The organism is Nitrobacter sp. TKz-YC01 (genome assembly GCF_047824785.1).
Classification (GTDB): domain Bacteria; phylum Pseudomonadota; class Alphaproteobacteria; order Rhizobiales; family Xanthobacteraceae; genus Nitrobacter.
Genome location: NZ_CP181167.1, coordinates 290,786 through 315,014, shown reverse-complemented (window position 1 = coordinate 315,014; position 24,229 = coordinate 290,786). Strand labels below are relative to the sequence as shown.

The following is a 24,229-nucleotide window of genomic DNA, read 5'->3' as shown; positions in this document are numbered from 1 at the left end:
TTGACCCTGAATCTACTTCGACATCAGTTGGCTTGGCTCACCGAGCGTTCCAATTCGAACGACACCAAGAGCGTCCAATGATCTGCGATGCGGCCAAGCGCGGACGGGACCAATGATTGCATCCAAGCGCGCGGTCTTTCTGCTCGCGCTTTGTCGCGGTCGGAAGCATCGAGCGGTGTGCCGCTGATCGCGACCATCCGGCTTTCCCTTGCCCCCGACAGGCATGGCCCCACGGCTGGAAATGTAGCATTCCAGTTATTCTTTCGCTGCTCCTTTGAGCGAGAACACCAGCGTCATCGGGTTCTTTGACGAAGCTTGAAATCCGTAGTGCTCATAGAATGCCTTGGCATCGTCGGAAATGGCGTGAACGAGTATGCCGCGAATGCCGAGTATGGCGGCAGCCTCGCCAGTACGCAAAACCGCACCCTGCAAGAGCGCGACGCCAAGCCCTTTACCTTGCCATGTTGATTTCCACTGAGAGTTGACCCGGGATTTCCACCGAGAAGTGACCCGCCTTGATGATGTGTTCTGGGTCAGGTTGTCGTCAAGTTGCGCGCTTTCTCCTTTGCGGGTTTTGGCGGTTTCGCGGAACTGGTCTTGAAGCGGAAGCTGTCGTTTCCTGTCTCGACGATGTGGCATCGGTGGGTGAGCCGGTCGAGGAGAGCGGCGGTCATCTTGGCGTCGCCGAAGACGCTGGCCCATTCGCCGAAGCTCAGATTGGTCGTGATGACCACGCTCGTCCGCTCGTAGAGCTTGCTCAGCAGGTGGAAGAGCAAGGCGCCGCCCGAGGCGCTGAACGGCAGGTAGCCGAGTTCGTCCAGGATGACGAGATCGGAGTGGCAGAGGCGCGCTGCGATCTGCCCGGCCTTGCCCTGAAGCTTCTCCTGTTCGAGGGCGTTGACGAGCTCGATGGTGGAGAAGAACCGGACGCGCTTACGATGATGCTCAATGGCCTGCACGCCGAGCGCGGTGGCGATATGCGTCTTGCCTGTACCGGGGCCGCCCACGAGGACGACGTTGTGAGCGTCTTCGAGGAACTCGCAGCGATGCAGCTGGCGCACGAGCGCCTCGTTGACCTCGCTGCTGGCGAAGTCGAAGCCGGTCAGGTCGCGGTAGGTTGGGAAGCGCGCCGCCTTGAGCTGGTAAGCCGTTGAGCGAACCTCCCTGTCAGCCGTCTCCGCCTTGAGGAGTTGCAACAGGACCGGCAGCGCCGCCTCGAAGGCGGGAGAGCCTTGCTCGGTCAGCTCGGCGACGGCCTGGGCCATGCCGTGCATCTTGAGGCTGCGCAACATGATGACGACGGCGCCGCTGGCGGGATTATGACGCATGGCGCGCCTCCCCAGTCTGACGCAGGGCGTCATATCGCTCGACGTCGGCCTGCGGCTCGCTCGTCAGCGTCAGGGCCTTGGGCGCCGGAACGGCAGGCGGGTCGAGCGGTTTGCCGTCCACCAGGCGGTGCAGCAGGTTCAGGATATGGGTCTTGGTGGGCGCGCCCGCCTCGATGGCCAGTTCGACGGCGGCGAGCACGGCCTGCTCGTCATGCTGCAGGACCAGGGCCAGGATCTCGACCATCTCCCGATCGCCGCCGGGCGTCTTGAGCAGGCGCTGTTGCAGGGAGCGGAACGCAGGCGGCAGTTCGGCGAAGGGGGCGCCGTTGCGCAGGGCTCCCGGCTTGCGCTGCAGGACGGCGAGGTAATGCCGCCAGTCGTAGACCGTCGTGCTCTGACGGTTATGGGAGCGGGCGAAGACGCGTCGATGCTCGCAGATGACCCGCCCCTCTGCGACGACGGCGATCCGCTCGGGATAGACGCGCAGGCTGACGGGCCGGTTGGCGAAGGAAGCTGGCGCGCTGTAGCGATTGCGTTCCAGATGAACGAGGCAGGTCGGCGAGACGCGCTTGACGTATTCGACGAAGCCGTCGAAGGGCCGGGTCATCTCCATCAGGCGCGGGGCTTCTTCAGCCCATGCGTCGGCGATGGAGCCGGGCCGGACGCCATGCGGAATCTCGGTCCAGAGCTCCCGGCATCGTCTCTCAAGCCAGTCGTTGAGCGCCGCCAACGATGCAAAGTTCGGCATGGGCTGCCAGAGCCGATGCCTGGCGTCCTGAACGTTCTTCTCGATCTGGCCTTTCTCCCAGCCTGATGCGGGATTGCAGAACTCGGCCTCGAACATGAAGTGGCTGACCATCGCCGAGAAGCGGGCGTTGACCTGGCGCTGCTTGCCCCGACCGACCTTGTCGACGGCGGTGCGCATGTTGTCGTAGATGCCCCGCTGCGGAACGCCGCCGAAGACCCGGAAGGCATGGTTGTGGGCGTCGAACAGCATCTCGTGGGTTTGCTGCGGATAGGCCCGCAGGATGAAGGCGCGGCTGCAGGAGAGCTTGAAGTGGGCGACCTGCAGCTTGGTCCGCTCACCGCCGATGATCGCCCAGTCCTCCGACCAGTCGAACTGGAAGGCCTCGCCTGGCTGGAACGCCAGGGGCACGTAGGCGCCGCGACTGCTGGTCTGCTGCTCCCTCTGCCGGGCGGCCTTCCACTCGCGTGCGAACGCCGCCACGCGGTTGTAGGAGCCTTCATACCCGAGCGCGACCAGATCGGCGTGCAACTGCCGGATCGTCCGCTTCTGCTTGCGGGATCTGCCCGCCTCCAGCCGGAGCATGTGGGATAGCTTGTCGGCGTAAGGATCGAGCTTGCTTGCGCGCTCGGGGACGTTGAACCGGGGCTCCACGCTGTCCGCGCGCAGATACTTGCGGACCGTGTTCCTCGACAGACCTGTGCGCCGCGAGATCTCCCGGATCGAGAAATGGTCCCGATGGCGCCAGCGCCGGATGACGCTCAATAACTCCATGCTGATCACTCCGTTCTCTCCCGCTCTCATCGCGGGGAAAAGGTTCCAACATGGGTCAAATCTCGATGGAAAAACCTCAGCTTCCCGGGTCAACTCTCAGTGGAAATCAACAGCCAAGGGCCGAAATGGATCGGCAGCATCCGCCAGCCGCAGCGAACCAGATAGCGGATCGCGTTCAACACCTCTCGCAGGTCTGTCCGCCGCGGGCTCAACCGCCGACCACTCCTCACCCGTCAGGTCACTCGGCAGGACAAGCGATATTCGGCCTATTCGTGAGGGCGACCGACGGATCATGGGTCGGACGGCGAGTATTACGATACTGGGGCAGCGCGAGACGTTGCAATTTCTACATGGAAGGCCGATTGGGCAGCCGCGATATAAAGGCCCGCTTCTTCAAGATCAGGGGAAGGCGCCATTTCAGTAGCTCATGTTTAAAATTGCTCACTTTGGGAACCTTCGTTCCTTGCTGCCAACGAACGCCTTGACGGATTGGACCGGACTCCACACTTTAAAATAATCCAACAGTTTCGTTGGTGTGAGGCAGAGGAGATACGATGACTCCACCTGCAAAGTTCGCCGCAGTGAACGCTGCTGCAATGTTCGGGCTCTAGCATAGCGGCTCATATACGAACACATTCCGGGAGCGGCCTATGGGCCACATCAGTAGGGCATGGCCCAACTTGGCCCCTCGCGGAATGGTTAGCGGTTTTTAGTCAACCGCCGCGGCGACGTATACCTTTGAGCCTCCCGCCGCATCGACTTCGAAATCTGAAACCATTTTAGGCCTCTCGGTTTTCGCTGCCGGCTGGATGTAGCGCCTGTGTGTACCAAAACTTACACGGGCGTAGCGGCGATGAAGTCCGCCGGGGATGGCGTGTAATTGATCGCAGCAGTTTCGCTGAACCGGCGAGAAGCCAGTGCATTCTTGTTCACCGATTGGTGAATTCTGACCAGTTAGAGCATGTCCTGTTTAATCTGGTTCATATCCGGCTGCCTTGAAGTAGTTTGCACATTCGGGTGGCGTGAAGAGGTCGAGGACCGATCCGACGGTGTCCCAGAGTGCGGTGATCGTCCGCTCGGCTTTTGCGCGCAGCAGTGCCTTGAGCTTTGAGAAGGCGTTTTCGATTGGATTGAAGTCGGGGCTGTAAGGCGGCAAGAACATCAGTCTCGCGCCCGCGGCCTCGATCGCGTAGCGGACGCCGGCGGTCTTATGGGCAGGCAGGTTGTCCATCACGACGACATCGCCGGGTTGGAGCGTGGGGACCAGCACCTGCTCGACATAGGCCAGGAACACGTTGCCATTCATGGCGCCGTCGTAGACGAAGGGTGCGGTGATGCCGGTCAGCCGCAGTGCGCCGGTGAAGGTGGTGGTTTTCCTGTGCCCATGGGGCACGCCCGCCCGGCAACGCTCACCGAGCGGCGCTCGTCCGCGCAGGCGCGTTATCTTCGTGGAGAGGCCGGTCTCATCAATGAAGACGAGCTTTGCCGGGTCGAGATCAAGCTGGCCCTCGAACCAGGCCTGCCGACGCCTCAGAATGTCGGGACGGTCCTGTTCCAGTGCATGTGCGGACTTTTTTTGAACGTCCATACGGCGATCTACGACCGAAGCTGGTATGGGCGCGTCCTGGTCGAGCGGGTCGAGGGCTTCGCCGCACCCGCGGTGTGGCAGCGCGCCTATGGCGAGATCAATGATTTCGAGGCCCAACTCACCCGCGCCGGCTACGTCTTGCACAAGTTCTGGCTGGCGATTGATCAAGACGAGCAGCTTCGCCGCTTCGAAGCGCGCAAGGCGACGCCGCACAAGCGCTTCAAGATTACCGAGGAGGACTGGCGTAACCGGGAGAATTGGGAGCTCTACGCCGCCGCCGTCGAAGACATGATCGCGCTCACCTCGACCGAGGCAGGACCTTGGACCCTCGTAGAATCGAACTCCAAGCGCTTCTCCCTGGTCAAGATATTGCGCACCCTCGCCGATCGGCTGGAGGCCGAGCTGTGAAACCCCAGAACGCTGGGCGGCCGAACCGGCCGGGATAGCTCAGTTTGCATGTGACACTCTCCTGGAAGTTCCGATCGCGCTCTTTGAGCTCATTTCGCTTTTACGAGCCGTAAAGAACGACCATCGTCGCATATTGTATAGGCAGATCTTCCGACCATCGAAATAGCTCGGCTTCTTGAGTTGGATCAAACCGGTCAGGAGCGACCGGAACATGATGGCTTTTGGTGTTTTCCTTAACTTTGGAGATAGGCATGGCCCTCCCGAAATTATGGACCCAAGAGCTGGATCCGTTCCGGCTGATGCGGCGCGAAATGGAAAATGCGTTTCGTGCTTTTAATCAGCCCCCGTCGTCCGTCAACATTGGAGCTGGCGTGCCAGCGGTTAGCGTGGCGGAAACAAATGAGGCCTTCGAGGTAACCGCCGAACTTCCCGGCGTGGACGAGAAAGATATCAATGTCAGCCTAAACGACAACCAGCTGGTCATTTCCGGTGAAAAGCAGGCAGAAAGCACCAAGGAAGAAAAGGACTGGTATGTCGAGGAGCGAAGCTACGGCTCGTTCTATAGATCCATGCTCCTGCCCTTCGAGCCGGAAGACGGAGCCGTCGAAGCGCATTTCGACAAGGGCGTGCTGCATGTCATGATTAAAAAGCCAACCAAGGCCGTCAAGGCCACCAAGACAATTGATATCAAGCCAGGGGCTCCGCCTAGCACGAGCCCAGCCTCGACCGAGCCAGCTGCGGCGAGCAAGGTTGCGTAGTACTGACATTGTCGCGGCATTCCGGGGACCGAAAGGACTGGTCTCCGGATTTTTTCTTGCCCCCTTCGGCAATCGAGCGCGTGCGTGTGCTGCGACCGCAGCCCGCCGCTCGCAAACGCATGCGACAGAAACTCCGTTGTTGGCAAAGGCATCCTGCGTTGCATAGGAGGCAGGCATAGGCGGGACAAATGGGTGAAGCGCGCCGCATTCAGTGCAGCAACAATCCTCAGGCTTGTTTCTTTGTCCTCACTCACTTCGTCGCCGGCGTCACCGCGTCGAAGCGATAGCTTGCATGGCAGGCGACGCAGGCCGACAGCTGCTCGCTGAGTGTCGCGAGCAACTGCATGCGGCTCGCACCCGAATCGGCTGCGGTAGCAATCTCATCGAAGCGCTTGTGGACGCGGAGCCCAAGCTGCTTGAACTCGAGCGGCAACTTAGCCATCAGTGCCGGATTGACGTCGGCGGCCGCTGCCATACCGCTAGCGCGCGCCGCCTGCGCAACCTGCTTCATGTCACCTTCCTTCACCCCGTCGACGACAATCTGCACGGTCTCAAGCATACCGCGCATTTCGGTGAGCACGAGATTGCGCTCATCTGATCCCAGCAGAACGGTCGTGCGCCCGTCCGGCGCCAGTTGCGTCTGACCGCGAACGAAGAAGAATGCGGCGACGGCAATGGTAACAAGCCAAAGGGCAATGGCAGTGATGGACAACATCCGTGCAGTCATAGATGATTCCCCTGTTGCACATGGATAGCAATTGTTGCCGGTGAGTGACAGCCATCCTAGCGTCGCTGATGCTCGGCGATGCCCTCAACGCTGCAATACTCGCACCAGGGAAAGATCGAGCACTGGCCCCAGACTCTGAAGAACCGCATATGGCTCGAAACTATGAGAAGACGGCAAGTTCCAGCTGATCTTCCCAAACTAGCACGACCCATCAGCCAATACCGTTTTGAAATGCTGGCTCTGAATCAATTCAGAAACCTGGGTACACAACGTTCACCCGGTTGATGGCTGCGAAAAAGTGGCTGACCTATCTCCCAACTAAGGTGAGCATCTAAGTATTGTTTTTGCCATGGAAGCCTATGACAGCAGTTTCTGCTCAGCCCGCTTCCTCGGTGGCGGGCTTTCCTTCGCCGGACCGCGAGTTCATCACTTGGATATCATACGCCGCATTCAAGATCAGGTATCGGCCAGCTGCCCGTCGCGGAGATGGAAGATGCGATCGAAGCGGTCGAAAATCTTCTCATCATGTGTGACGGCGATAATGGCAGCGTCGCGCTCAACAGCAAGGTTGCGCAACAGATCCATGACGATACCGGCCCGCTTGGAATCGAGCGCGGCGGTCGGCTCGTCCGCTAAAATGATGCGCGGGCTGTTGGCCAGCGCGCGAGCGATGGCCACTCGCTGCGCCTCGCCGCCCGAGAGCTTAGCCGGCATAGCATGTTTGCGGTGGCCGATCTCCAGGTCGTCGAGCAGGTCGCCGGCCCGCCTGCGTGCCGTCCCACGGTCTGCGCCTGCAAGTTGCAGGACAATGGCGACGTTGTCGGTGGCATCAAGGAATGGCAGTAGATTGTGGAACTGGAAGATAAATCCGATCTTTTCGAGCCTCAGACGCCGCAGGTCCCTGCGCTGCCACTGCCCCTCATGCAGAACCAGCTCGCCGTCGAGCTCCATTGCGCCGGCCGACGGATCAAGAATGCAGCCAATGATATTGAGGAGCGTGGTCTTGCCGGAGCCAGAAGGTCCAAGCAGCGCAACCACCTGGCGGGGAAATACTTCGAGCGAGACGTCACGCAGTGCATCCACGCGCGTCGCGCCTTCGCCAAAATGCTTGGAGATGCCATCAAGCCGCACCAGCGGCGGGTCTGATCCTGGCGCCGCCATGTCAGCCTCCGAGCGCTGTTGCCGGATCGACCCGCAGCGCCGCACGGACGCCCAGGCCGCTGGACAGCAGGCACACCACGAATACGATCACTCCAAGCACGGCCACGTTGTCCGGCTCCAGCACCACGCGCCGGGGGAAGTAATCTTTGATTCCGATGATAAGCGTGGCGCCGATGGCGAAACCGATCAGCCCGAGAGCCATCGCCTGCTGCACGATCATGCCGATGATGGTCCGGTCGGGCGCCCCGATCAGCTTCAGCGTGGCGATCTGTTTCAATTTTTCCATGGTCATCGTGTAGATAATGAGCGCGATGATGACGGCCGAGACAACCAGCAGCAGCGAGGTAAACAGCCCGATCTGCCGTCGCGCTCGGTCGACCAGCGAGCGCGACAGGATGAGCTCCTGCTCATCCTGCGTGATCGCCGCCAGATGCTTCCAGCGTCGTATCGTTGCCGCGGTAGCATCGGGGGAGGCATTCGGGTGTAGACGGGCGACCACGGCATTGACGGTGTTCAGGCTGGCGCTGCCTGTGCCGCGGGCAAGCTGAACCCGCGCCGCGGGCGGAGCGAGTTCGAATTGCAGCTTTTGTGCGTCGGCCAGGGGAATGTAGACAGCAGGGTCGCCGCCGGAATTGACCTGGTTCCGGGTTAACCCTACGACGGTAAACGTTCTGCGGCCGAGCCGAATTCGCTCGCCCAAGGTCAGCCCCGATGAACGGTCGGCGGCCATCTCATAATGGCTGCGCGCGATATCGCGGCCTTCGGCGATCTCTGGCGGCCCGCCCGGCCGCGTCGGTTCATAGCCTATGACATAAAGTCTGAGTTTGCCGCCTTGATGCTCGGCTTCGACAGTCTGATAGGTGATGCTCCCGGCGGCGGTCACCCCAGCGATACGCGCCACTGCCTCGCGGAGATCACCCGGAATCCGTGAAGCTTCGGCGAAAGGACCGCGTGTATTGGCCTCCACGACCCACAGATCGACGGCCGGAGCCCGGGCGATCGTCAGGGCATCAACGACGAGGCCACGGTAGATGCCGATCATGGCCAGCACGACACCGAGCAAAAGACCAAGCCCCACGCACGTCAGCAGAAAGCGGCCGAGCTTGTGCCGGATGTCACGATAGGCGAGGTTCATTTGGGCATCGCCTCGGCTGCGCGCGCTGCGCGACCCTCGCGTAGCCCATTCTCTAACCGGGTCACGACGCGTGCTTCTGCGGGCAATCCACCGACGATCTCGAGACGGGAATCTTCGGTGCGATGACGGAATTGAACCAGGCGGCGCTCCAAACGTCCGTGCTCCTCTGTCCATACCGTGCCTTGCCGGCCGTTGTAGCCATGCACCGCGGCCGAAGGCACGAGCAGCGCCTTGTCGAGCTTGGCAACCGTGATCCAAAGCTCCACCTGTTCGCCGAGGTAGACACGGGCCGGCGGATTCTCGCCTTTCACATAGACGCGCCGCTCCTCGGTGACGCGATCGCTTTCCAGCCCGACCCGAACCACCCGGCCGTTGAAGGATTCGAGCGGCCGGGAGCGCAGACGCACCTCGACGGGTTGCCCTTCCTCAATGAAACCGGCTCGCGCCTCATCTACATAGGCGAGGCCCCAATAGCTGCCGACTGCAACGAGAGTGAAGATCGGATCGCTAGCCTTGATCACCGATCCCAATTCCTTGTGGCGCTCACTGACCACCGCGTCGAACGGCGCAACTAATGTCCGGTGCCGCAGCATGGTTTCTTCATACTGAAGCTGGGCGCGGGCATCAGTCAGCTGCGCCTTGGTGCTTTCCACCTCGCTCTCCGCTACCGTGACGTCCGCCTTGGCCACGGCCTCGTCGCGGATCGCTTCTTCCGCCGCTTGCTGTGACACCACGTCGCGGCCTGCCAGGGTCTGCTTGCGCCGATTGGCCTCCTGCTTCTGGGTGAACACCGCGCGCGCCTTCTCTACATTGGCGGCACTCTTGGCAATATTGACCTCGGCAATCAGCAGTGCGGCACGCGCCTTGGCAACCTTGGCGTCCTGTTCGCTGGTGCTAAGCCGGGCAAGTATCTGGCCCTTGCTGACACGATCGCCATGGTCGGCATGCAGTTCGGTTAGTGTGGCGCCGACTTCAAAGCCGATCTTCGAGAGAACGCGAGCCTCGGTCGTACCCAAACCGAACACCCGGATCGGAACGTTCCGCTCGATCGTCGCCACCTGAACATCGATCGGGCGGTTGGAGTAGACAAAGACAACCACTGCTACGACGGCGAGGACACCGATCGCTGTTAGCGCATATTTCGCTAACGGCCTGCGAAAGATGGTGAGAAAATCCGAGTTTTTCCGTTTCTGCTCGGATGATGGCCTAGCAGCGGCATGTGCAGAGTCGTCCATGATCGCGCTCTATTTATCACTGATCTGTATCGCGGATTTCCGTCTCTAAATCACACCAGCCTCTCGGCTGGCGCAGCAGCGAAGATCAATGCCACTACGATCGCGGCCTGTAATCGCTGTACAAGCGACGCGCTCTGCGGACGCGCGATCTACGGTGGAACAAATGATGTGTGCTGAACCTCTTCGAAGCTCTCTTCACGATGGACGGATAAGCGTTGCATTTGACTCTGCGTCGCGCCGCGAACGACGCCAGCGAATTGCCAGAGGTACCACGCGCCACCACCTCATCCCCCCTTCCCATTTGTCAATAGAGAAATCGATTAACCGGGTCGCCGAACTTTTATATTCGCGATTCGACGGCGTTCCGGAATCTTCCGCCGTTGCATCATGACCGTATTCTTATCTGGCGCGCGACCGACAGTTCCAAAATTATGGAGGTTATCGACGGTGCGTATTGCGCTGGATCAAAACGGACAGCGGCAAATAGTGTCGTTATAAGGGGACGTCCGGCGCCAGCGGACCAAAGCGAAGCTTAAGAGAGGAATTTCTGGTTCATCGCAGCCGCGAGAAGGGAAAGTGCTGCCAGAACACCTCGATATAGTTATGCCCGATGCCCAGAATGTGAATCCTAATCGAAAGATGACCTCAATCGGCATCATGGCCGCCCCCAGATCATGGATCTCATTGAGTCGGCATGATGATGGACCGCTTGAAGATAAGGGCTGAGACCCCACACCGAAACAAAACTCTGGCAGTCAATTCTTCGAGGTCGTCTGTTGGCCGTAAGGTCTAATTTCTTGATCACCCACGACTGCGTCGCGGCTTGGCTTATCCGAGATGAGCAGCTTTGCAAAGCGATCTTGGCTGTTAATATTGAGGCAAACAAAGGAGGTTTGGCATGGCCGACACTGCGGCAGCGAAAGCCCATCTTGAGGCACAACTTGTGGAGCTTAAAGGACGGCAGGAACGGATTGCGCAGGACTTGGCCACACCGCTCAATCCTGACGCGTCCGAACAAGCGGTTGAATTGGAGGATGACGCTTCGCTCGAAGGGCAAGCAGCACTCCTCGTCCGAGAGATCGCTTCCGTGCAGCGCGCATTGACGCGAATCAAGAACGGAACATATGGTGAGTGTGTCCGCTGCGGAGAGCAGATTTCAGCCAAGCGTCTAGACGCTCGTCCGGAAGCGGCGTTGTGCATCAGGTGCGCACTTCAAGAACAGTGAAGCTCGGCGCCTTTCAAAGGACAAAGCTGGATGCTTCTTAATTCCTCTCCGCGAGATGATGGTCGGCATGGTCGGAAACAACCTTCTAAAGAGAATATCCGAACCACGGGCACGCCTCGTGAAAGCCCTCGCTTAAATGAGAGGCATGAGTCGACCGATCCAAAAAGCGCCGCTCAATGGTGTCGACGATGATGTTCGTCAAGGTCAGTTTGTGTTCGTTCACTAAGTTCCAAAGTCAGAAGGACGGCTCCTTTTGCGCCCTGCCCACGGCCGCTTGTAAACCCAGGAAGTGGCGGCCTATTTCGGGCTGTCATGGTCAAGCTGAAGAGAGCAAACGCTGTCTGGTGTTTTTGCAAACCGACCCCAGGCCAATCCAGAAAGTGGATGACCTATGAACTACACAATCAATCGCATGATTGCAGACGCCACAATAGACGATGTGGAGCTTCGCGCGCGCAGCGCGCTGAGCAAGCATGGTTTTGGCGTCCTCACCGAAATCGACGTCAAGGCAACCTTGAAAAAGAAGCTGGATGTCGAGATGCCGGCCTATCGGATCCTCGGCGCCTGCAATCCAGGGATGGCGCATCAGGCCATCGGCATCGAGCCGCGGGTGGGCGCAATGCTGCCCTGCAACGTCATCCTTCGGGAGGTCGAGGGTGGGGTCGAGGTCAGCGCGGTCGATCCCGTTGCATCGATGCAGGCCATCGATAACCCCGCCTTGCGTGCGGTCGCGGGTCAGGTGCGCGACTTGCTGGACAAGGCCGTGGCCGCCGTTTGAGCAAGAGAAACCTGCGCTGGGACCTGGAGCAGCAGGCCTAATGGCGAGTGCGCCAGTTCAGAGCAGGCTTCGCCGGTGGTCCGAATGTCGGTCTTCTGGTCGCCGTCCCATCGCACGCCGGAGATCATCATCGCCGAAGCCATGTGCGTGGAACGCCGGCATGGCGCCGCCAACAACGCTTCACGTCAATGCCTGCTCAGGAGCAAGGGTCCGCATTGCGTCGTATTGCGACAGAAAAACCTGGCCGGTCAGCAAATCAAGAAAATCGGATTTCTTCAACCGGTCCATCACGGGCCCCTTCACTTCCGACAGGTGCAGTTTCACATCGATTGTCTCCAACCGATGATTGATTGCTTCCAGACTTTCCAGCGCGCTCAGGTCGATCTCGTTGATGGCAGAGCACATCAGCACCACGTTCCTGATAGGGCGATCCGTGGCGACGCGATCAGCAACATAATCTTCCAGAAAGCGGGCGTTGGCGAAGTAAAGGCTTTCATCGATGCGGATGGTGAGAAGGGTCGGGTCGGTCAAAACACTGTGGCGATGGATGTTCCGGAAGTGCTGCGTGCCCGGAACAAGACCCACCTCGGCCAAATGGGGGCGAGATGATTTGTAGAGGTGCAGCGCGATGGACAGGACCACCCCCGCCGAAACGCCTGTTTCCACACCCAGTCCGAGTGTCAGCAGGATGGTGGCGGCAACGGCACTGAAATCTGCTTTGGAATAGGTCCAGCTGCGCTTGAGGATTGAGAAATCCACCAGCGACAGGACAGCCACGATGATTGTGGCGGCCAGGGTGGCCGTGGGCAGGAAATAAATCAGCGGAGTCAGCGCGATGGCCGCGATGGACAGGCCCAAAGCTGCAAAGATCCCCGCGGCCGGTGTTTCAGCCCCTGCATCGAAGTTGACGACTGACCGGGCAAACCCGCCCGTCACGGGATAGCCGCCTGTGAAGGCCGCTCCGAGGTTCGCGGCGCCAAGACCGATCAATTCCTGGTTGGGGTCGATCCGCTGGCGCTTCTTGGCGGCGAGCGTCTGCGCGACCGACACGGATTCAACGAAGCCGATGACCGAGATCAGCAGCGCTGGTAGAAGGAGAAGGCGGATCAGATCGGTTGAAAACGACGGCAGCGTCAGTGGAGGCAGGCCCTGCGGCACCACGCCAACGATCCGGATCCCCTGTGCATCCAGCCCGAGGCCCCAAACCGCCGCCGTCGTTACCATCACGGCAAGCACCGGCCCGGCCTTGGTGACCATATCGGCCAGTATTGGGCCAAGTCCGATTCGGCACAACAGCGGCTTAAGCCCCTTGCGCACCCAGAACAGGAACGTGGTGGCACCGACCCCAATCACCAGCGTGATCCAGTTCGTAGCAGACAGATTCCCGACCAGCGAGATTACCATTGCCGGCAGGGTATCGCCGCCCGCGCTGATGCCTAGAATATGCTTGATCTGGCTGGTCGCGATTAGGATACCCGATGCAGTGATAAAACCTGCGATGACGGGATGCGAAAGGAAGTTGGCAAGGAACCCAAGTTTCAGAAGCCCCATCACCAGCAGGATCGCGCCCGACATTGCCGCCAGGGTCAGGGCTGCAACGGCGTAGCCCATGGTGCCTTGGTCGGCGATATTTCCGATTGCAGCGGCCGTCATCAACGACACCACGGCCACCGGCCCCACCGCCAGCGCCCGGCTGGTGCCGAAGATCGCGTAGAGGATAATGGGTGCGATCGAGGCATAAAGCCCGGCCTCGGGCGGCAATCCGGCAAGCAGCGCATAGGCGAGCGATTGCGGGATCAACATGATCGTCACGATCACCGCCGCCAGCACGTCGCCCGTCAGAGCGTTTCGGCCATAGGTCCGGCCCCATTTCAGGATCGGAACATAGCGGGCGAGCGATGCGACGTTCATGCGACGGTTATTTCTGCTTCAGGCTTCCAGTGGACCGTTGTCGCTTCTGCTACGGAGTGTCTGGTCAGAGCCCGTTGACGGGCACCTTGAGCATCGGACGGCCGTCCTTGTCGGTCGGCACCTCGCCTGCGCGCATGTTGACCTGGAGCGACGGGATGATGAGCTTCGGCATCGCCAGCGTTGCATCGCGTTCGGTGCGCAACTTCACGAACTGCTCTTTCGTGGCCCCTTTCCCGACATGGACGTTGTGCTCCTTTTCGGCGGCCACCGTGGTCTCCCACTGGATGTCGCGGCCGTTGGGGCCGTAGTCGTGGCACATGAACAGGCGCGTCTCATCCGGCAGGGCCAGCACCTTCTGGATACTGTCGTAAAGCGTCGCCGCATCGCCGCCAGGGAAATCGGCGCGGGCCGACCCGCCATCGGGCATGAAGAGTGTATCACCCACAAAGGCCGCATCGCCCATGACATGCACCATGCAGGCGGGCGTGTGGCCAGGCGTGTGGATAGCCACTCCCTGCATGTTGCCGACCATGTAAGTATCGCCATCCTCGAACAGCGCGTCGAACTGGCTGCCGTCGCGCTGAAACTCGGTGCCTTCGTTGAAGATCTTCCCGAAGGTATCCTGCACGACCATGATCTTGTCACCGATACCGATCTTGCCGCCCAGGGCGTTCTGGATGTAGGGCGCAGCGGACAGGTGATCGGCATGGACGTGGGTTTCGATGATCCACTCCAGCTTCAAATCGTTCTTGCGGATGTAGTCGATGATGGCGTCGGCATGATCATAGGTGATCCGGCCTGCCGCATAGTCGATATCCATGACGGAATCGATCACGGCACAAGCATCCGAGGACGGGTCCTTGACCACGTAGCTGATGGTGTTGGTCGCCGGGTCGAAGAACGCCTCGACCTGGGGTTTCACGGACATATCGATTGGATAGTCGTTCATGACGGTTTGCTTTTCGGTTCAGGTTTCACGGCGCAACAGGCGCGCAGCTCGAGCATGGGTCAGCGCCATCACCCCCTTGGCAGAAAAGATCCCGACGATGAGGGCCGCCACGAAGGCGAAGACCTCGATCCGGCCGGTTCCCAAGGCGGGGAGTGCGCCGCCCGGGCAGAACCCGGCGATGCCCCAGCCCACGCCGAACAGGGCCGAGCCGCCGAGCAGACGCGCATCGATGCGCGGGTTGTCGGGCAAGTGAAACTTGGCGTCGATGATCGGTGCGGGCCTTCGCAGCACGATGCGGTAGCCTATGAAGGCCACCGTAACTGCGCCGCCCATCACGAAGATCAAACTCGGGTCCCAGGTGCCTGCGACATCAAAGAAGTTGAGCACCTTAGCCGGGTTAGCCATGCCCGAGACTGCGATGCCGATGCCGAAAATCAGTCCGATGAGATAGGTTGAAACGAGACGCATGGCTTAGGCCCCAAGAACGTGGCGGATAACAAAGACGGTCAATCCGGTGGTCAGCATGAAGGTCGCCGTGGCGGCGATTGACCGGCGCGACAACCGCGCCATCCCACAGACCCCATGCCCCGAGGTGCAACCCGACCCATAGGTGACCCCGATTCCGACCAGCAGACCGCCAGCCAGCAGCATCGGCATGGACGCCGGCACTTCGACCGCAGGCATCTGTCCGGTGACCGCCAGGACGATCAGAGGACCGCTGATCATCCCGGCCAGGAGGGCTAGGCGCCAGCAGACATCCGGATGCGCCGATGGAGTCAGCACGCTGGCGAGAACGCCGGTGGCGCCCATGACCCGGCCCAACGTCAGCATCAGCAGTACCGAAGCCAGCCCGATCAGCACACCCCCCGCCAACGATTGCCAGGGGGTGAAAAGGGTTTCGATAACGGTCAGTTCCGGCATGTCTTGACCCTCAAAATAGTGTAGAGCGGGCAGAACCGGATTGTGGCTGTCGCCATCATCACGATGCCCAGGACAATGGTTCCGTACTTCAGCGCAACTTCATCAAAGATGGCCCAGCCGCTAAGAAGCGCGACTGCAATCAGCGCCACGCCGAGCACAAGACGAACCACCCGATCCAAGTTTCCTACATTGGCAATCATTGTCCTGATCTCCCATAACCTGGACCCCCGCCATCCAAATTTATCCATCATACCGTGAACCAGTTCACATTGACTCACATCAACAGCGACGGTTGTTCATGACACGCGCTCAGCCGCGCGCGCGAGGCGCTGCCCGGCCTTCGGCCAGGACGAACTCGGTGTCGCCCACGTGGCAAATCCGCCTGCTGGTTTACGTGACCGCGCTCACGTGGTGCGCTGGCGAGAAGCGCTTCGGCAAGAACACCGCGTTGCGCGTTCCAAGGCGTCATGCTGGGCTAGTTCGTAAGCCGAGCCATCACGAGCAATCGCCCTTCGTGCCGACGATCGGCGCCGGCTTCACGCTGGTCGGGCTGATGATCTTGTATGGGAGGATAGAATGGTGAGTAGCGATGTTATTCCGGTAGCGGAGCCGGACCCTGCGATCCCGCCTTTTCCGACGACCTCGATCGAGTTCATCAACACGATCGTGCATTATCACCGGGGGGAGATTGCACGGATGTCGGGCTGGCGTGACAGGCTGGACCGGACAAGCAACTGGGCTATCACTGTCGTGGCCGCGATGCTGTCGGTTTCGCTCTCGACCCCGAACGCCCATCACGGAGTGCTCCTTTTCGCAATGGCGCTCATCTTGCTGCTGCTGTGGATCGAGGCTCGCCGCTACCGATTTTTCGACGTCTACCGGGCGAGGGTCCGGCAGCTTGAACGTAACTACTTTGCAGAGACTTTTGCACCCGTGCCGCAGCTGCGCGCTGACTGGGCCTCTGCCCTGGCAGAAGACCTGCGCACGCCCCGCTTTCTAATCAGTCACAGGACCGCGCTCTCTCGCCGGCTACGCAGGAATTACATCTGGATGTTCCTGATCCTGCTAATGGCCTGGGTACTCAAAATATCATCCCATGCCCTGCAGGAGGAAGGCACGAGACCCGAGATCGTGCGCTCGCTGCACGAGATTGTCGGGAACGCAATGCTGGGTCCTGTTCCGGGCTGGGTAGTCCTTGCGGCAGTTGCCCTTTTTTACGCTGGACTTGGTCTAGCGACCGTGCATACCGACAAGCATTCCGGCGAACTTGCCCATGGCGAGGTCCATGTCTGACGTTTAGCCTAGTGATGGAACGCTGGGAGGATACGATGTCGCGTGGCGAGAATCGAGGTGCTGGCGCGCGGACCAAACGTCACTCGCGAATGAGAGCATGACCGCGTTGGAAGACGTCCCCATGATATGGCCTCAAGATTGAATAATATCTGCTGCTCTACGGAGAATCGCAAGTTGCACGAGCGCGGCCACTTTGCGCTCGAAGCAAATTCCCGCTTATAAAGGAATCACATTTCGCAGGATTGCGCTTGGATAAGCAGGTTTCGCACCGATGATCGATGCCACCTTCCACCAGATGCTGACCGCATACCGCGCTCATTCAAGGCGCTGGCAATTTCGGCCAGGCTCCCTGCACCAGATTTGCGAACGGCATCCAGGGTCGGCAGCACTCCCTGCACAAACCGATCGACAGCCTGCCTTTGAACTGCCCGGCCCGTTTCGCCGGCGCTGCGCAAATTCGTTGGATTGCCCAGCTTCGCACCGGCAGCCCTCTTTGCTTGTAAAGCCGCCCTTGTCCGCTCGCCTATCAGCCGGCGTTCCTTCTCGGCCAGAGCCGCATAGAGGTGCAGCATGAATGGATCGGCATCGCGCCCCAGCTCAGCGACCATGAACGGCACCCGCTGGGCCATCAGGCCCGAGACGAAGGCGACGTTCCTGGAAAGCCGGTCGAGCTTGGAAACGGCGATGCTGCACTTTGCTTTTCGAGCCGTCGCCAATGCGGCCGCTAGCTGCGGCCTGCGGTCGAGGGCATCGGCGCCCTTGCCCGTTTCGGCCTCCGTGTATTCGCCGATGATGGTGAGGCATTCCGCCGCCGCGAACCGTTCAATCGCCGCCCGTTGCGCCTCTATGCCGAGGCCAGAGCGCTGCTGTCGCTGCGTTGAGACTCGAAGATATGCGATGACCTGCCCCATTGACCACACCGCATACCACCGTTTGCCCTGTGGTCGTAGCGACCTTCGAAGCAATGATGTTGCTGTTTTCTTGTTGCAGCCGCACAGCAGGCGCTTTGTCCCGAAGCAAACTGTTTCTTAGGGAACTGCCGGCATACTCGACGTGTCGCGGATCTTGTGCCGCGTACCGCGACATCTGTCCTCACTTTCGCCTATCCGGCCATCCTCTGATACGCACCGCGCGACCGGCGAGCGTACTAGCGCCTGACGGCAAGGCGCGAGGCCAGTGCGAGGGCCACAGAAGGCCGTACGTTCGCGCTGACTGGTAAGGCATTTGGGGTTCGGCCGCGTTGAGACGCAGCAGGCGACTCTCTAAAGGCCGTACAGCGGCATGCAAATCCCCAAACCGCCTCAGTGAAGGGCTGTCCGAATTACGCGTGGTAAGCTTGATGCTGGCTCGGCGAAGGCAATGCTCTCTGTCAAAAGACCAGCGAAACGATAGACTCGCGTAGATTTCAAGGCTGATAGTATTCTGATGGTAACCCGCGAAAAGCGACTCGCTGATTTCTCAAGCGCGCCTCCAACGGAGAGCAAATCCCTCAAGCTGTTATGCGAGGACCACAGCGGCACTTACGTGCTGCCGTATCCTTGTCGCTGGACAGGCGATGCCTGGGTCAATGCCAAGTCAGGCCATCACATTGTAGCGACGGTGCTGGGCTGGCGTTTTTGGTAACCAAGCTAACTGGCTCCGCTGTTGGCGCCATACCGCTTCACTCACACCTCCACGGTGTCGCACTTCTACGGGATGATTGCCATCGGCTTGCCGGTCAGAGGAGAGTCGGCAAGCAGCAGTGGCCGCACTGGGGAAGATCACTTAGCGTGACACTATAGGGAAGCAAATGCTCGCCATCAGAGCGACGTTTGATCGTTCCGGCACGCCTGATGATTTTGGCAGCGACATCGCGAGGCCCCGGGTTCGCTGAAGTGCGTTTACCGACGCATCCTGCTTGGCGCGCGCCGACAGCCTGGCGGGATCGCGCCGCCTGACCATATGAGCGTGGTAGGTCGAGGGGGCGATCGGCTGTCAATCGGCGTTGGAACGGGACCCTCCATCGGCGTCCAAAAGGGCCCCCTTTGATCGGCGAGCTTTGCTGGTAGCGCTCGCAGCGTCGGAGCTGGCCGGGATTGCGGAGACGGTGCGAGCGCGGGTTGTTTGATCGTCGTCGCGGCTTTTGAATCTCCAGCTGTCGTTACCGGTCTCTACGATGTCACAGTGATGGGTCAGCCGGTCGAGCAGCGCAGTGGTCATCTTGGCATCGCCGAACACGCTGGGCCACTCTCCGAAGGAGAGGTTGGTGGTGACGATGACGGATGTGCGCTCGTAAAGCCGGCTGATGAGGTGGAACAGAAGCTGGCCGCCGGATTGAGCGAACGGTAGGTAACCCAGTTCGTCGAGAACGATGAAGTCCATCCGGGTCAGATGTTCGGCGAGCCGGCCCTGACGTCCGTTGCGGGTCTCGCTTTCGAGACGGTTGACGAGGTCGACGACGTTGTAAAAGCGCCCGCGGGCACCGGAGCGGATGCAGCTCCTGGCGATGGCGATGGCCAGATGGGTCTTGCCGGTGCCGGTACCGCCGACCAGCACGACGTTGCGTTGCTGGGCGATGAAGCCGCCGCCGGCGAGATCATTGACAAGTGTCTGGTTGATCGGCGTGCCGTCGAACTGGAAGTCAGCGATGTCCTTGGCGAGAGGAAGCTTGGCGATGGTGAGCTGGTACTTGATCGATCTCGCCTGCTTTTCGCTGATCTCGGCCGTGAGCAAGTCGCCGACGATGCGCTGAGGTTCATGCTGGCGCTTGATGGCGGTCACCATGATCTCGTCGAAGGCGGCCTTCATTCCGTAGAGCTTGAGCTCACCCATGAGATCGAAGATTTGGGCTCGTTCCATCAGTTGGTCCTCCGGAGGTTGTCGTAGCGGGCACAATCAGCGATCGGCGCATGGCGAAGCGTCAGTGCGGCCGGCGTCATGATGTTGGCTGGTGGCGCCGGCTCACGTTGCCGAGCTAGGATGTTGAGCACGACATCAGCGGAATGAACGCCGTGAGCGACCGCTTCGGCGCAGGCGGCCTCAACTGCTGGCAGACCGTCGGTCAGCGCCGCGTTGAGGATGTCGACCATCTGCCGATTGCCGTCATCGGCGCCGGCAAGCTTTCGCCGCACACGCTCGATCGCAGCCGGCAGCACCCAGTCCTTAAAGGGCGCCCCGTTGCGCAAGGCGCCGGGCTTGCGCATCAGGACAGGCACATAGTGCCAGGGATCGTAGACCGTCTCGCCGCGGCCAAATGATCGTTGATGCTCGGCAACGATCCGGCCGTCTTGGCGGATTACGATGCGGTCCGCATAGGCCTGGACTTCAACAGGCCGCCCAACGGCGCTCGCCGCCACCGAGTATTTGTTGTTGTCGAAGCGCACCAGGCAGGTCTTGGAGATCGAGGCGGGCACGGCATGGAAGCCGTCGAAGCGACCGGCATAGGGGACGAGCCTTGGTCGCTCAGCTTCGAAGACTTCCCAGATGGTTCGGTCCGCGAACTCCGGATGTCGGTGCGCTTTGGCGTAAGCAATGCATTTATCGAGCAGCCAGGCGTTCAGCTCATCCAGCGTCTTGAAGCGCAGCCGCGGGGTGAAGAACCGTTCGCGGACCAGCCCGACCTGGTTCTCAACCTGGCCCTTCTCCCAGCCCGACGCTGGCGTGCAGGCGACCGGGTCCACCAGATAGTGGCTGCACATCTGCAGGAAGCGGCGATTGTAAAGGCGTCCCTTGCCGACGAAGATCGTCTCGACCGCCGTCTTCATATTGTCGTAGATGCCGCGCCTGCAGGCTCCCTTGAACAGTGCGAACGCCCGGTCATGGGCGTCGAACACCATCTCCTGCGTCTCGCGCGGATAGGCCCGCACGAACAGCATCCGACTGTGGCAGAGCCGGACGTGAGCCGCCTTCACGATCACCGTGACCCCGCTCAGCAGGACCACTTCGTGGCTCCAGTCAAACTGGTAGGCTTCCCCGGGTGCAAAGCTCAGTGGCACATAGGCCGAGGTGGTCGAGGCGCCACGCTCTTGGCTCCAGCGCCGCGCATATCGACGAACCGCATCGTAGCCCCCGACATAGCCCAGACCGCGAAGCTCTTCGAACAACCGGATCAGCGTCAGCCGTTCTCGCGCCGCCTTGCTCTCGTTTGCCACCAGCAACCGGTCAAGCTCGGCACTCCAAGGGCCCATCTTCGGCTGAGGCTGTGTCTCTCGCTCGTACCGAAACTCCGTCGATTGAGAACGGATGACCTTGCGAACCACCTTCCGCGACACGCCGAGTTCTCGGCAAATCGCCTTGATCGGACGACCATCAACAAAATAGGCGCGACGGATCTTGGCAATCGTCTCCACCACCAGCATTCCAACCTCGGCTTCCATGACTCGATGGAAGCCACTGTGGACCCTTGCCCCGGGGTCCCGATTGGATGCCGATTACCCCGAAAACAGGGTCCTTATTCCACGCCGAAACACAGGGCAATGTCACTGCAATCGATCTGGAGCATCTTCCAGACGGCTTCCGCCTGCAACGGCTTGTCTTTCAGGCTGCCCGCAAGGGGTTTGCCGAATTGCGCCAGAGCTTTTCTGGAACCGAGGAATACCTCGCCGCACAATTGGTGCGCATTGTCGAGAGCTTTCTGAATTCCAACCTTCTAGACATACCGTCGCTCTTCCACACCGATCCTCTGCGTCGCCGGATCCTGATCGCGCTGAATATCGATCTCGTCGTTCAGCATGTCATGCGTTACGTGAGCGAGCAGAACACGGAACGCCTCACTCCTGTCTTTGATGAAGAAAATCCGATCGGTACCACCGGGCAGATGCGGACCTGGTATACGACCAAGCCCAGCTTCCCCGCGATCAAATCACACATTAGCCACCTCGTCGGCGACTCCTCGTGGGAGGGGCACGCCGCCAATGTGTTCGAGGGACGGGATGATGTTATTGCCTATGCGAAGAACGATCATCTCGGCTTTCAGATTCAGTACATGTGGGCCGGTTCGCGCCGCAGGTATGTGCCCGACTTTCTTGTCCGGTTGTCTGGCGGCAAGATGCTTGCCTTGGAAATAAAAGGCACTGACAGCCCGCAGAACAAGGCTAAGCGCGACGCGCTGAATGAGTGGGTCAAGGCGATCAACAGCACTGGAGGATTCGGACAGTGGGCCTGGGATGTCGCGTTCAAGCCGAGTGATGTGCAGGACATTATTACCAAACGTACGAACGTCGCTGTAGCAGAATCGGTGGCGTAATGCCGACGGCAATGGACCCTATCTTATCGTAGACCCAACCGGGACCAAGCGTTGGGTACTCCGAACCATAGTCCATGGACGCCGACGCGACATCGGACTCGGCGGCCTCCGACTGGTGTCCTTGGCTGCCGCACGAGAAAAGGCAGCTGAATATCGAAGGATTGCCCGCGAAGGCGGCAAGGCGTGTCGTGTCCGTGTGGTTGGGCGTCCGTGGCGACGGGGGATTCGTTGTTGGCGGAGCTGGATCGGGATAAAACGCGAGATCAGTTGGGGGACACCGTGCACTTGGAAGGCCACAGAGCCGCGTTGGTAATCGCGGTAGTTTTTATTGGTTATAGCAGCGCCTTCGCACAGAATGTCGTGCATAATGCGCGCGGATTTGAGTGCGGATTTATTTACGAAAAGACGAAGAACGGGAAGTCCGGGGACGCTTCCTGTAGCTACACAGGCGAAACGGTGTTCAGCAGCGCGTCGCGTTCCCTTCCTCGCAACGAGCATTGCTATACGAAAAATGTCTTTAGTTATGAGGATTTTAATCTGCAGATTGATTTGGCGGCAAGCAAAGTGGTGTGGGACCGAGAAGATGGACTAGCGCCGTTCGCCTTTACGAGAATGGTCGAATACTACATGCGGACCGAAAAGATCGGGAAAGAAGAAGCTACTCGAAGAGTAGCTGTGAGGTGGACCCGCTTGGTGAGACAGTTTGGCGGCCTGGCTAAGGTGGATCGGGTTCGTTTCTACGCCGCCAATTGCTCCGTCATTTCCGCCATAGCATGGACTTCGTCGGGCGTCCTGCCGGCGAAGGTCGAGTGCGGGCGTCGCCGGTTGTAATAGTCTATCCAGGAGCCGATGCCGCAGCGGGCTTGGCTTCCCGTTTCGAATGTGCTGAGGAAGACGCACTCATATTTGAGGCTGCGCCACAGTCGTTCGATGAAGACGTTGTCCATCCAGCGGCCGCGCCCGTCCATGGAGATGCGGATGCCGGCATCCTTCAGCGTCGTCGTGAAGGCGAAGCTAGTGAACTGCGAGCCTTGGTCGGTGTTGAAGATGTCGGGCCTGCCATGGCAGGCGATCGCCTCTTCGAGAGCGGCAACACAGAAGTCGGCATCCATCGTGTTCGACAACCGCCAGGCCAGGACCTTGCGGCTGAACCAGTCCATGATGGCCACGAGGTAAAGGAAGCCGCGCCGCATCGGGATATAGGTCACATCGGCACACCAAACGTGATCCGGCCGCTCGATCGCCAGGTGCCGCAGCAGGTAGGGATAGATGCGATGCTGCGGATGCGGCTCGCTGGTTCTCGGCGCCTGGTAGATCGGCGACAGACCGATCTTGCGCATCAGCCGCCGGACCCGCTTGCGACCCACGCACCAGCCCTGACGCCGCAGATGCCGGGCCATCTGCCGGGAGCCATACCAGGGCGTCTCCATGAAGGCCTCGTCGATGGTGCGCATCAGTTCGAGGTTCTCGGGCGTCTCGCCGGCGGGCTGTCGGTAGAACGACGCCCGCGAGATCGAGACCAGTTCGCACTGGCGGCGGATCGAGAGCCGGTTGTGATCGGGGTCAATCATCATTCTCCTCCGATCCAGGCTCAGCGATCGAAGGCCTTGGCCAAAAAATCCCGCTCAACGACAAGCTGGCCAATCTTGGCGTGCAGCTTGGTCACCTCGGCTTCCCGGCCGACCTGCGCATCAGCAGCCTTGTCGTCGAACGTCTTGGCCAGGTTCTCGATGGCCTGCCGTTTCCACTGCGTAATCTGGTTCGGATGAAGCTGGTGCTTTGTCGCCAGTTCCGAAATCGTCCGCTCGCCACGGATCGCCTCAAGCGCAACCTTGGCCTTGAACTCAGCCGTAAATCGTCTGCGTGTCTTCATACCGGATCGTCCTTTTCATCGGGCGATCCACCTTATGCCCCTGTCTCAGAAACCGGCACCACCTCACTGAACCTCGGCCGGTGATGAAGCAAGTGACGTACGACATTCTCGGAATACATAAGGGAGACGAGTTTGTCTCTCAGGATCCAATAACCCAAGCTCTTCCCAAAAAGCTGAGAAACATGCCGGTTTACAC

At 60.1% G+C, this 24,229-nt stretch carries 23 protein-coding genes and 4 pseudogenes; 8 read left to right on the top strand and 19 right to left on the bottom strand.

Translation table 11 applies throughout. The annotated features are described in order from the left end of the window. Nucleotides 1-23 precede the first annotated feature (23 nt). The 6 genes and pseudogenes from ACMYR2_RS01495 to ACMYR2_RS01470 all read right to left on the bottom strand — a co-directional run. On the bottom strand, nucleotides 24-197 hold the full coding sequence (locus ACMYR2_RS01495) for a hypothetical protein (RefSeq protein WP_347265033.1): 174 nt from the start codon (nucleotides 195-197) through the stop codon (nucleotides 24-26). A gap of 58 nt (nucleotides 198-255) precedes the next feature. Further along, a pseudogene (locus tag ACMYR2_RS01490) lies at nucleotides 256-462 on the bottom strand (GNAT family N-acetyltransferase); the annotation flags it as partial. 71 nt (nucleotides 463-533) lie between these two features. Continuing rightward, nucleotides 534-1,328 (bottom strand): IS21-like element helper ATPase IstB, encoded by a 795-nt coding sequence (istB, locus tag ACMYR2_RS01485; RefSeq protein WP_416193037.1) that lies wholly within the window; start codon nucleotides 1,326-1,328, stop codon nucleotides 534-536. Beyond that, complete coding sequence (gene istA / locus ACMYR2_RS01480) at nucleotides 1,318-2,847, bottom strand: IS21 family transposase (RefSeq protein ID WP_416193341.1); 1,530 nt, start codon at nucleotides 2,845-2,847, stop codon at nucleotides 1,318-1,320. Before istA (ACMYR2_RS01480) ends, istB (ACMYR2_RS01485) begins: the two co-directional genes overlap by 11 nt. Nucleotides 2,848-2,960: 113 nt before the next feature. Continuing rightward, nucleotides 2,961-3,141 (bottom strand): annotated as a pseudogene (locus tag ACMYR2_RS01475) (IS5/IS1182 family transposase); the annotation flags it as partial. A 676-nt stretch (nucleotides 3,142-3,817) separates the two neighbouring features. After that, a pseudogene (locus ACMYR2_RS01470) lies at nucleotides 3,818-4,423 on the bottom strand (IS630 family transposase); the annotation flags it as partial. Here ACMYR2_RS01470 and ACMYR2_RS01465 point away from each other — a divergent pair. Both ACMYR2_RS01465 and ACMYR2_RS01460 read left to right on the top strand, forming a co-directional pair. After that, on the top strand, nucleotides 4,424-4,843 hold the full coding sequence (locus ACMYR2_RS01465; RefSeq protein WP_416193566.1) for a hypothetical protein: 420 nt from the start codon (nucleotides 4,424-4,426) through the stop codon (nucleotides 4,841-4,843). It begins immediately after the preceding pseudogene. A 251-nt stretch (nucleotides 4,844-5,094) separates the two neighbouring features. Continuing rightward, nucleotides 5,095-5,601: an Hsp20/alpha crystallin family protein gene (locus ACMYR2_RS01460; RefSeq protein WP_347264543.1), complete on the top strand. Its 507-nt coding sequence runs from the start codon at nucleotides 5,095-5,097 to the stop codon at nucleotides 5,599-5,601. A gap of 250 nt (nucleotides 5,602-5,851) precedes the next feature. On the opposite strand, the gene ACMYR2_RS01455 is transcribed toward ACMYR2_RS01460, so the two are convergent. From ACMYR2_RS01455 to ACMYR2_RS01440, 4 genes are all read right to left on the bottom strand, one after another. Then, a complete protein-coding gene (locus tag ACMYR2_RS01455; RefSeq protein WP_347264542.1) occupies nucleotides 5,852-6,328 on the bottom strand; it encodes a hypothetical protein in 477 nt (158 codons plus the stop codon). A 456-nt stretch (nucleotides 6,329-6,784) separates the two neighbouring features. Beyond that, nucleotides 6,785-7,489 (bottom strand): ABC transporter ATP-binding protein, encoded by a 705-nt coding sequence (locus tag ACMYR2_RS01450; RefSeq protein ID WP_347264541.1) that lies wholly within the window; start codon nucleotides 7,487-7,489, stop codon nucleotides 6,785-6,787. A 1-nt stretch (nucleotide 7,490) separates the two neighbouring features. Beyond that, nucleotides 7,491-8,552 (bottom strand): ABC transporter permease, encoded by a 1,062-nt coding sequence (locus tag ACMYR2_RS01445; RefSeq protein WP_416193565.1) that lies wholly within the window; start codon nucleotides 8,550-8,552, stop codon nucleotides 7,491-7,493. Between the two features lie 68 nt (nucleotides 8,553-8,620). Beyond that, entirely contained in the window at nucleotides 8,621-9,859 is a 1,239-nt protein-coding gene (locus ACMYR2_RS01440) for an efflux RND transporter periplasmic adaptor subunit (protein WP_416193564.1), read from the bottom strand. Between the two features lie 898 nt (nucleotides 9,860-10,757). On the opposite strand from ACMYR2_RS01440, the gene ACMYR2_RS01435 reads away from it, so the two are divergent. Next, the gene (locus tag ACMYR2_RS01435) at nucleotides 10,758-11,084 is read left to right on the top strand and encodes a TraR/DksA family transcriptional regulator (RefSeq protein WP_347264538.1); all 327 of its coding nucleotides are present in this window, start codon (nucleotides 10,758-10,760) and stop codon (nucleotides 11,082-11,084) included. A gap of 391 nt (nucleotides 11,085-11,475) precedes the next feature. Then, entirely contained in the window at nucleotides 11,476-11,862 is a 387-nt protein-coding gene (locus ACMYR2_RS01430) for a DUF302 domain-containing protein (protein ID WP_009798090.1), read from the top strand. A gap of 180 nt (nucleotides 11,863-12,042) precedes the next feature. Here ACMYR2_RS01430 and ACMYR2_RS01425 read toward each other — a convergent pair whose 3' ends face one another. From ACMYR2_RS01425 to ACMYR2_RS01405, 5 genes are all read right to left on the bottom strand, one after another. Beyond that, nucleotides 12,043-13,773, bottom strand: coding sequence for a SulP family inorganic anion transporter (locus ACMYR2_RS01425; RefSeq protein WP_347264537.1), 1,731 nt, complete (start codon nucleotides 13,771-13,773; stop codon nucleotides 12,043-12,045). 64 nt (nucleotides 13,774-13,837) lie between these two features. Beyond that, nucleotides 13,838-14,722, bottom strand: a complete 885-nt coding sequence (locus tag ACMYR2_RS01420; RefSeq protein WP_347264536.1) for an MBL fold metallo-hydrolase — start codon at nucleotides 14,720-14,722, stop codon at nucleotides 13,838-13,840. 18 nt (nucleotides 14,723-14,740) lie between these two features. Continuing rightward, entirely contained in the window at nucleotides 14,741-15,190 is a 450-nt protein-coding gene (locus ACMYR2_RS01415; RefSeq protein WP_347264535.1) for a DUF6691 family protein, read from the bottom strand. Nucleotides 15,191-15,193: 3 nt separating this feature from the next. Further along, entirely contained in the window at nucleotides 15,194-15,643 is a 450-nt protein-coding gene (locus tag ACMYR2_RS01410; RefSeq protein ID WP_347264534.1) for a YeeE/YedE family protein, read from the bottom strand. Then, a complete protein-coding gene (locus tag ACMYR2_RS01405) occupies nucleotides 15,631-15,843 on the bottom strand; it encodes a DUF2892 domain-containing protein (protein ID WP_347264533.1) in 213 nt (70 codons plus the stop codon). Before ACMYR2_RS01405 ends, ACMYR2_RS01410 begins: the two co-directional genes overlap by 13 nt. Nucleotides 15,844-15,941: 98 nt before the next feature. Here ACMYR2_RS01405 and ACMYR2_RS01400 point away from each other — a divergent pair, with 98 nt between their 5' ends. Further along, entirely contained in the window at nucleotides 15,942-16,226 is a 285-nt protein-coding gene (locus ACMYR2_RS01400) for a hypothetical protein (protein WP_416193563.1), read from the top strand. Further along, complete coding sequence (locus ACMYR2_RS01395; protein ID WP_416193562.1) at nucleotides 16,220-16,936, top strand: DUF2270 domain-containing protein; 717 nt, start codon at nucleotides 16,220-16,222, stop codon at nucleotides 16,934-16,936. The genes ACMYR2_RS01400 and ACMYR2_RS01395 overlap by 7 nt, the downstream gene beginning before the upstream one ends. Nucleotides 16,937-17,163: 227 nt before the next feature. Here the strand turns inward: ACMYR2_RS01395 and ACMYR2_RS01390 are convergent, their stop codons facing one another. From ACMYR2_RS01390 to istA (ACMYR2_RS01380), 3 genes and pseudogenes are all read right to left on the bottom strand, one after another. Next, nucleotides 17,164-17,847, bottom strand: coding sequence for a recombinase family protein (locus tag ACMYR2_RS01390; RefSeq protein WP_347264531.1), 684 nt, complete (start codon nucleotides 17,845-17,847; stop codon nucleotides 17,164-17,166). A gap of 1,063 nt (nucleotides 17,848-18,910) precedes the next feature. Beyond that, nucleotides 18,911-19,774: an IS21-like element helper ATPase IstB gene (gene istB / locus ACMYR2_RS01385; protein WP_416192932.1), complete on the bottom strand. Its 864-nt coding sequence runs from the start codon at nucleotides 19,772-19,774 to the stop codon at nucleotides 18,911-18,913. After that, a pseudogene (istA, locus tag ACMYR2_RS01380) lies at nucleotides 19,740-21,273 on the bottom strand (IS21 family transposase). Before istA (ACMYR2_RS01380) ends, istB (ACMYR2_RS01385) begins: the two are co-directional and overlap by 35 nt. A gap of 65 nt (nucleotides 21,274-21,338) precedes the next feature. On the opposite strand from istA (ACMYR2_RS01380), the gene ACMYR2_RS01375 reads away from it, so the two are divergent. Together ACMYR2_RS01375 and ACMYR2_RS01370 are read left to right on the top strand one after the other, a co-directional pair. Further along, on the top strand, nucleotides 21,339-22,160 hold the full coding sequence (locus ACMYR2_RS01375; protein ID WP_416193561.1) for a hypothetical protein: 822 nt from the start codon (nucleotides 21,339-21,341) through the stop codon (nucleotides 22,158-22,160). Between the two features lie 25 nt (nucleotides 22,161-22,185). Continuing rightward, nucleotides 22,186-22,473, top strand: a complete 288-nt coding sequence (locus ACMYR2_RS01370; RefSeq protein ID WP_416194141.1) for an Arm DNA-binding domain-containing protein — start codon at nucleotides 22,186-22,188, stop codon at nucleotides 22,471-22,473. A 424-nt stretch (nucleotides 22,474-22,897) separates the two neighbouring features. On the opposite strand, the gene ACMYR2_RS01365 is transcribed toward ACMYR2_RS01370, so the two are convergent. Continuing rightward, a protein-coding gene (locus tag ACMYR2_RS01365; RefSeq protein WP_416192834.1) for an IS3 family transposase occupies nucleotides 22,898-24,033 on the bottom strand; the annotation gives its coding sequence in 2 pieces (ribosomal slippage) (nucleotides 22,898-23,763 and nucleotides 23,763-24,033; 1,137 coding nt in all). Nucleotides 24,034-24,229: the final 196 nt, after the last annotated feature.

Coding starts and splice junctions, on each gene's coding strand:
- ACMYR2_RS01495 (WP_347265033.1), bottom strand. CDS start 197: ATGGTCGCGATCAGCGGCACACCGCTCGATGCTTCCGACCGCGACAAA.
- istB (WP_416193037.1), bottom strand. CDS start 1,328: ATGCGTCATAATCCCGCCAGCGGCGCCGTCGTCATCATGTTGCGCAGC.
- istA (WP_416193341.1), bottom strand. CDS start 2,847: ATGGAGTTATTGAGCGTCATCCGGCGCTGGCGCCATCGGGACCATTTC.
- ACMYR2_RS01460 (WP_347264543.1), top strand. CDS start 5,095: ATGGCCCTCCCGAAATTATGGACCCAAGAGCTGGATCCGTTCCGGCTG.
- ACMYR2_RS01455 (WP_347264542.1), bottom strand. CDS start 6,328: ATGACTGCACGGATGTTGTCCATCACTGCCATTGCCCTTTGGCTTGTT.
- ACMYR2_RS01450 (WP_347264541.1), bottom strand. CDS start 7,489: ATGGCGGCGCCAGGATCAGACCCGCCGCTGGTGCGGCTTGATGGCATC.
- ACMYR2_RS01440 (WP_416193564.1), bottom strand. CDS start 9,859: ATGGACGACTCTGCACATGCCGCTGCTAGGCCATCATCCGAGCAGAAA.
- ACMYR2_RS01435 (WP_347264538.1), top strand. CDS start 10,758: ATGGCCGACACTGCGGCAGCGAAAGCCCATCTTGAGGCACAACTTGTG.
- ACMYR2_RS01430 (WP_009798090.1), top strand. CDS start 11,476: ATGAACTACACAATCAATCGCATGATTGCAGACGCCACAATAGACGAT.
- ACMYR2_RS01425 (WP_347264537.1), bottom strand. CDS start 13,773: ATGAACGTCGCATCGCTCGCCCGCTATGTTCCGATCCTGAAATGGGGC.
- ACMYR2_RS01420 (WP_347264536.1), bottom strand. CDS start 14,722: ATGAACGACTATCCAATCGATATGTCCGTGAAACCCCAGGTCGAGGCG.
- ACMYR2_RS01415 (WP_347264535.1), bottom strand. CDS start 15,190: ATGCGTCTCGTTTCAACCTATCTCATCGGACTGATTTTCGGCATCGGC.
- ACMYR2_RS01410 (WP_347264534.1), bottom strand. CDS start 15,643: ATGCCGGAACTGACCGTTATCGAAACCCTTTTCACCCCCTGGCAATCG.
- ACMYR2_RS01405 (WP_347264533.1), bottom strand. CDS start 15,843: ATGATTGCCAATGTAGGAAACTTGGATCGGGTGGTTCGTCTTGTGCTC.
- ACMYR2_RS01400 (WP_416193563.1), top strand. CDS start 15,942: ATGACACGCGCTCAGCCGCGCGCGCGAGGCGCTGCCCGGCCTTCGGCC.
- ACMYR2_RS01395 (WP_416193562.1), top strand. CDS start 16,220: ATGGTGAGTAGCGATGTTATTCCGGTAGCGGAGCCGGACCCTGCGATC.
- ACMYR2_RS01390 (WP_347264531.1), bottom strand. CDS start 17,847: ATGGGGCAGGTCATCGCATATCTTCGAGTCTCAACGCAGCGACAGCAG.
- istB (WP_416192932.1), bottom strand. CDS start 19,774: ATGGAACGAGCCCAAATCTTCGATCTCATGGGTGAGCTCAAGCTCTAC.
- ACMYR2_RS01375 (WP_416193561.1), top strand. CDS start 21,339: ATGCCGATTACCCCGAAAACAGGGTCCTTATTCCACGCCGAAACACAG.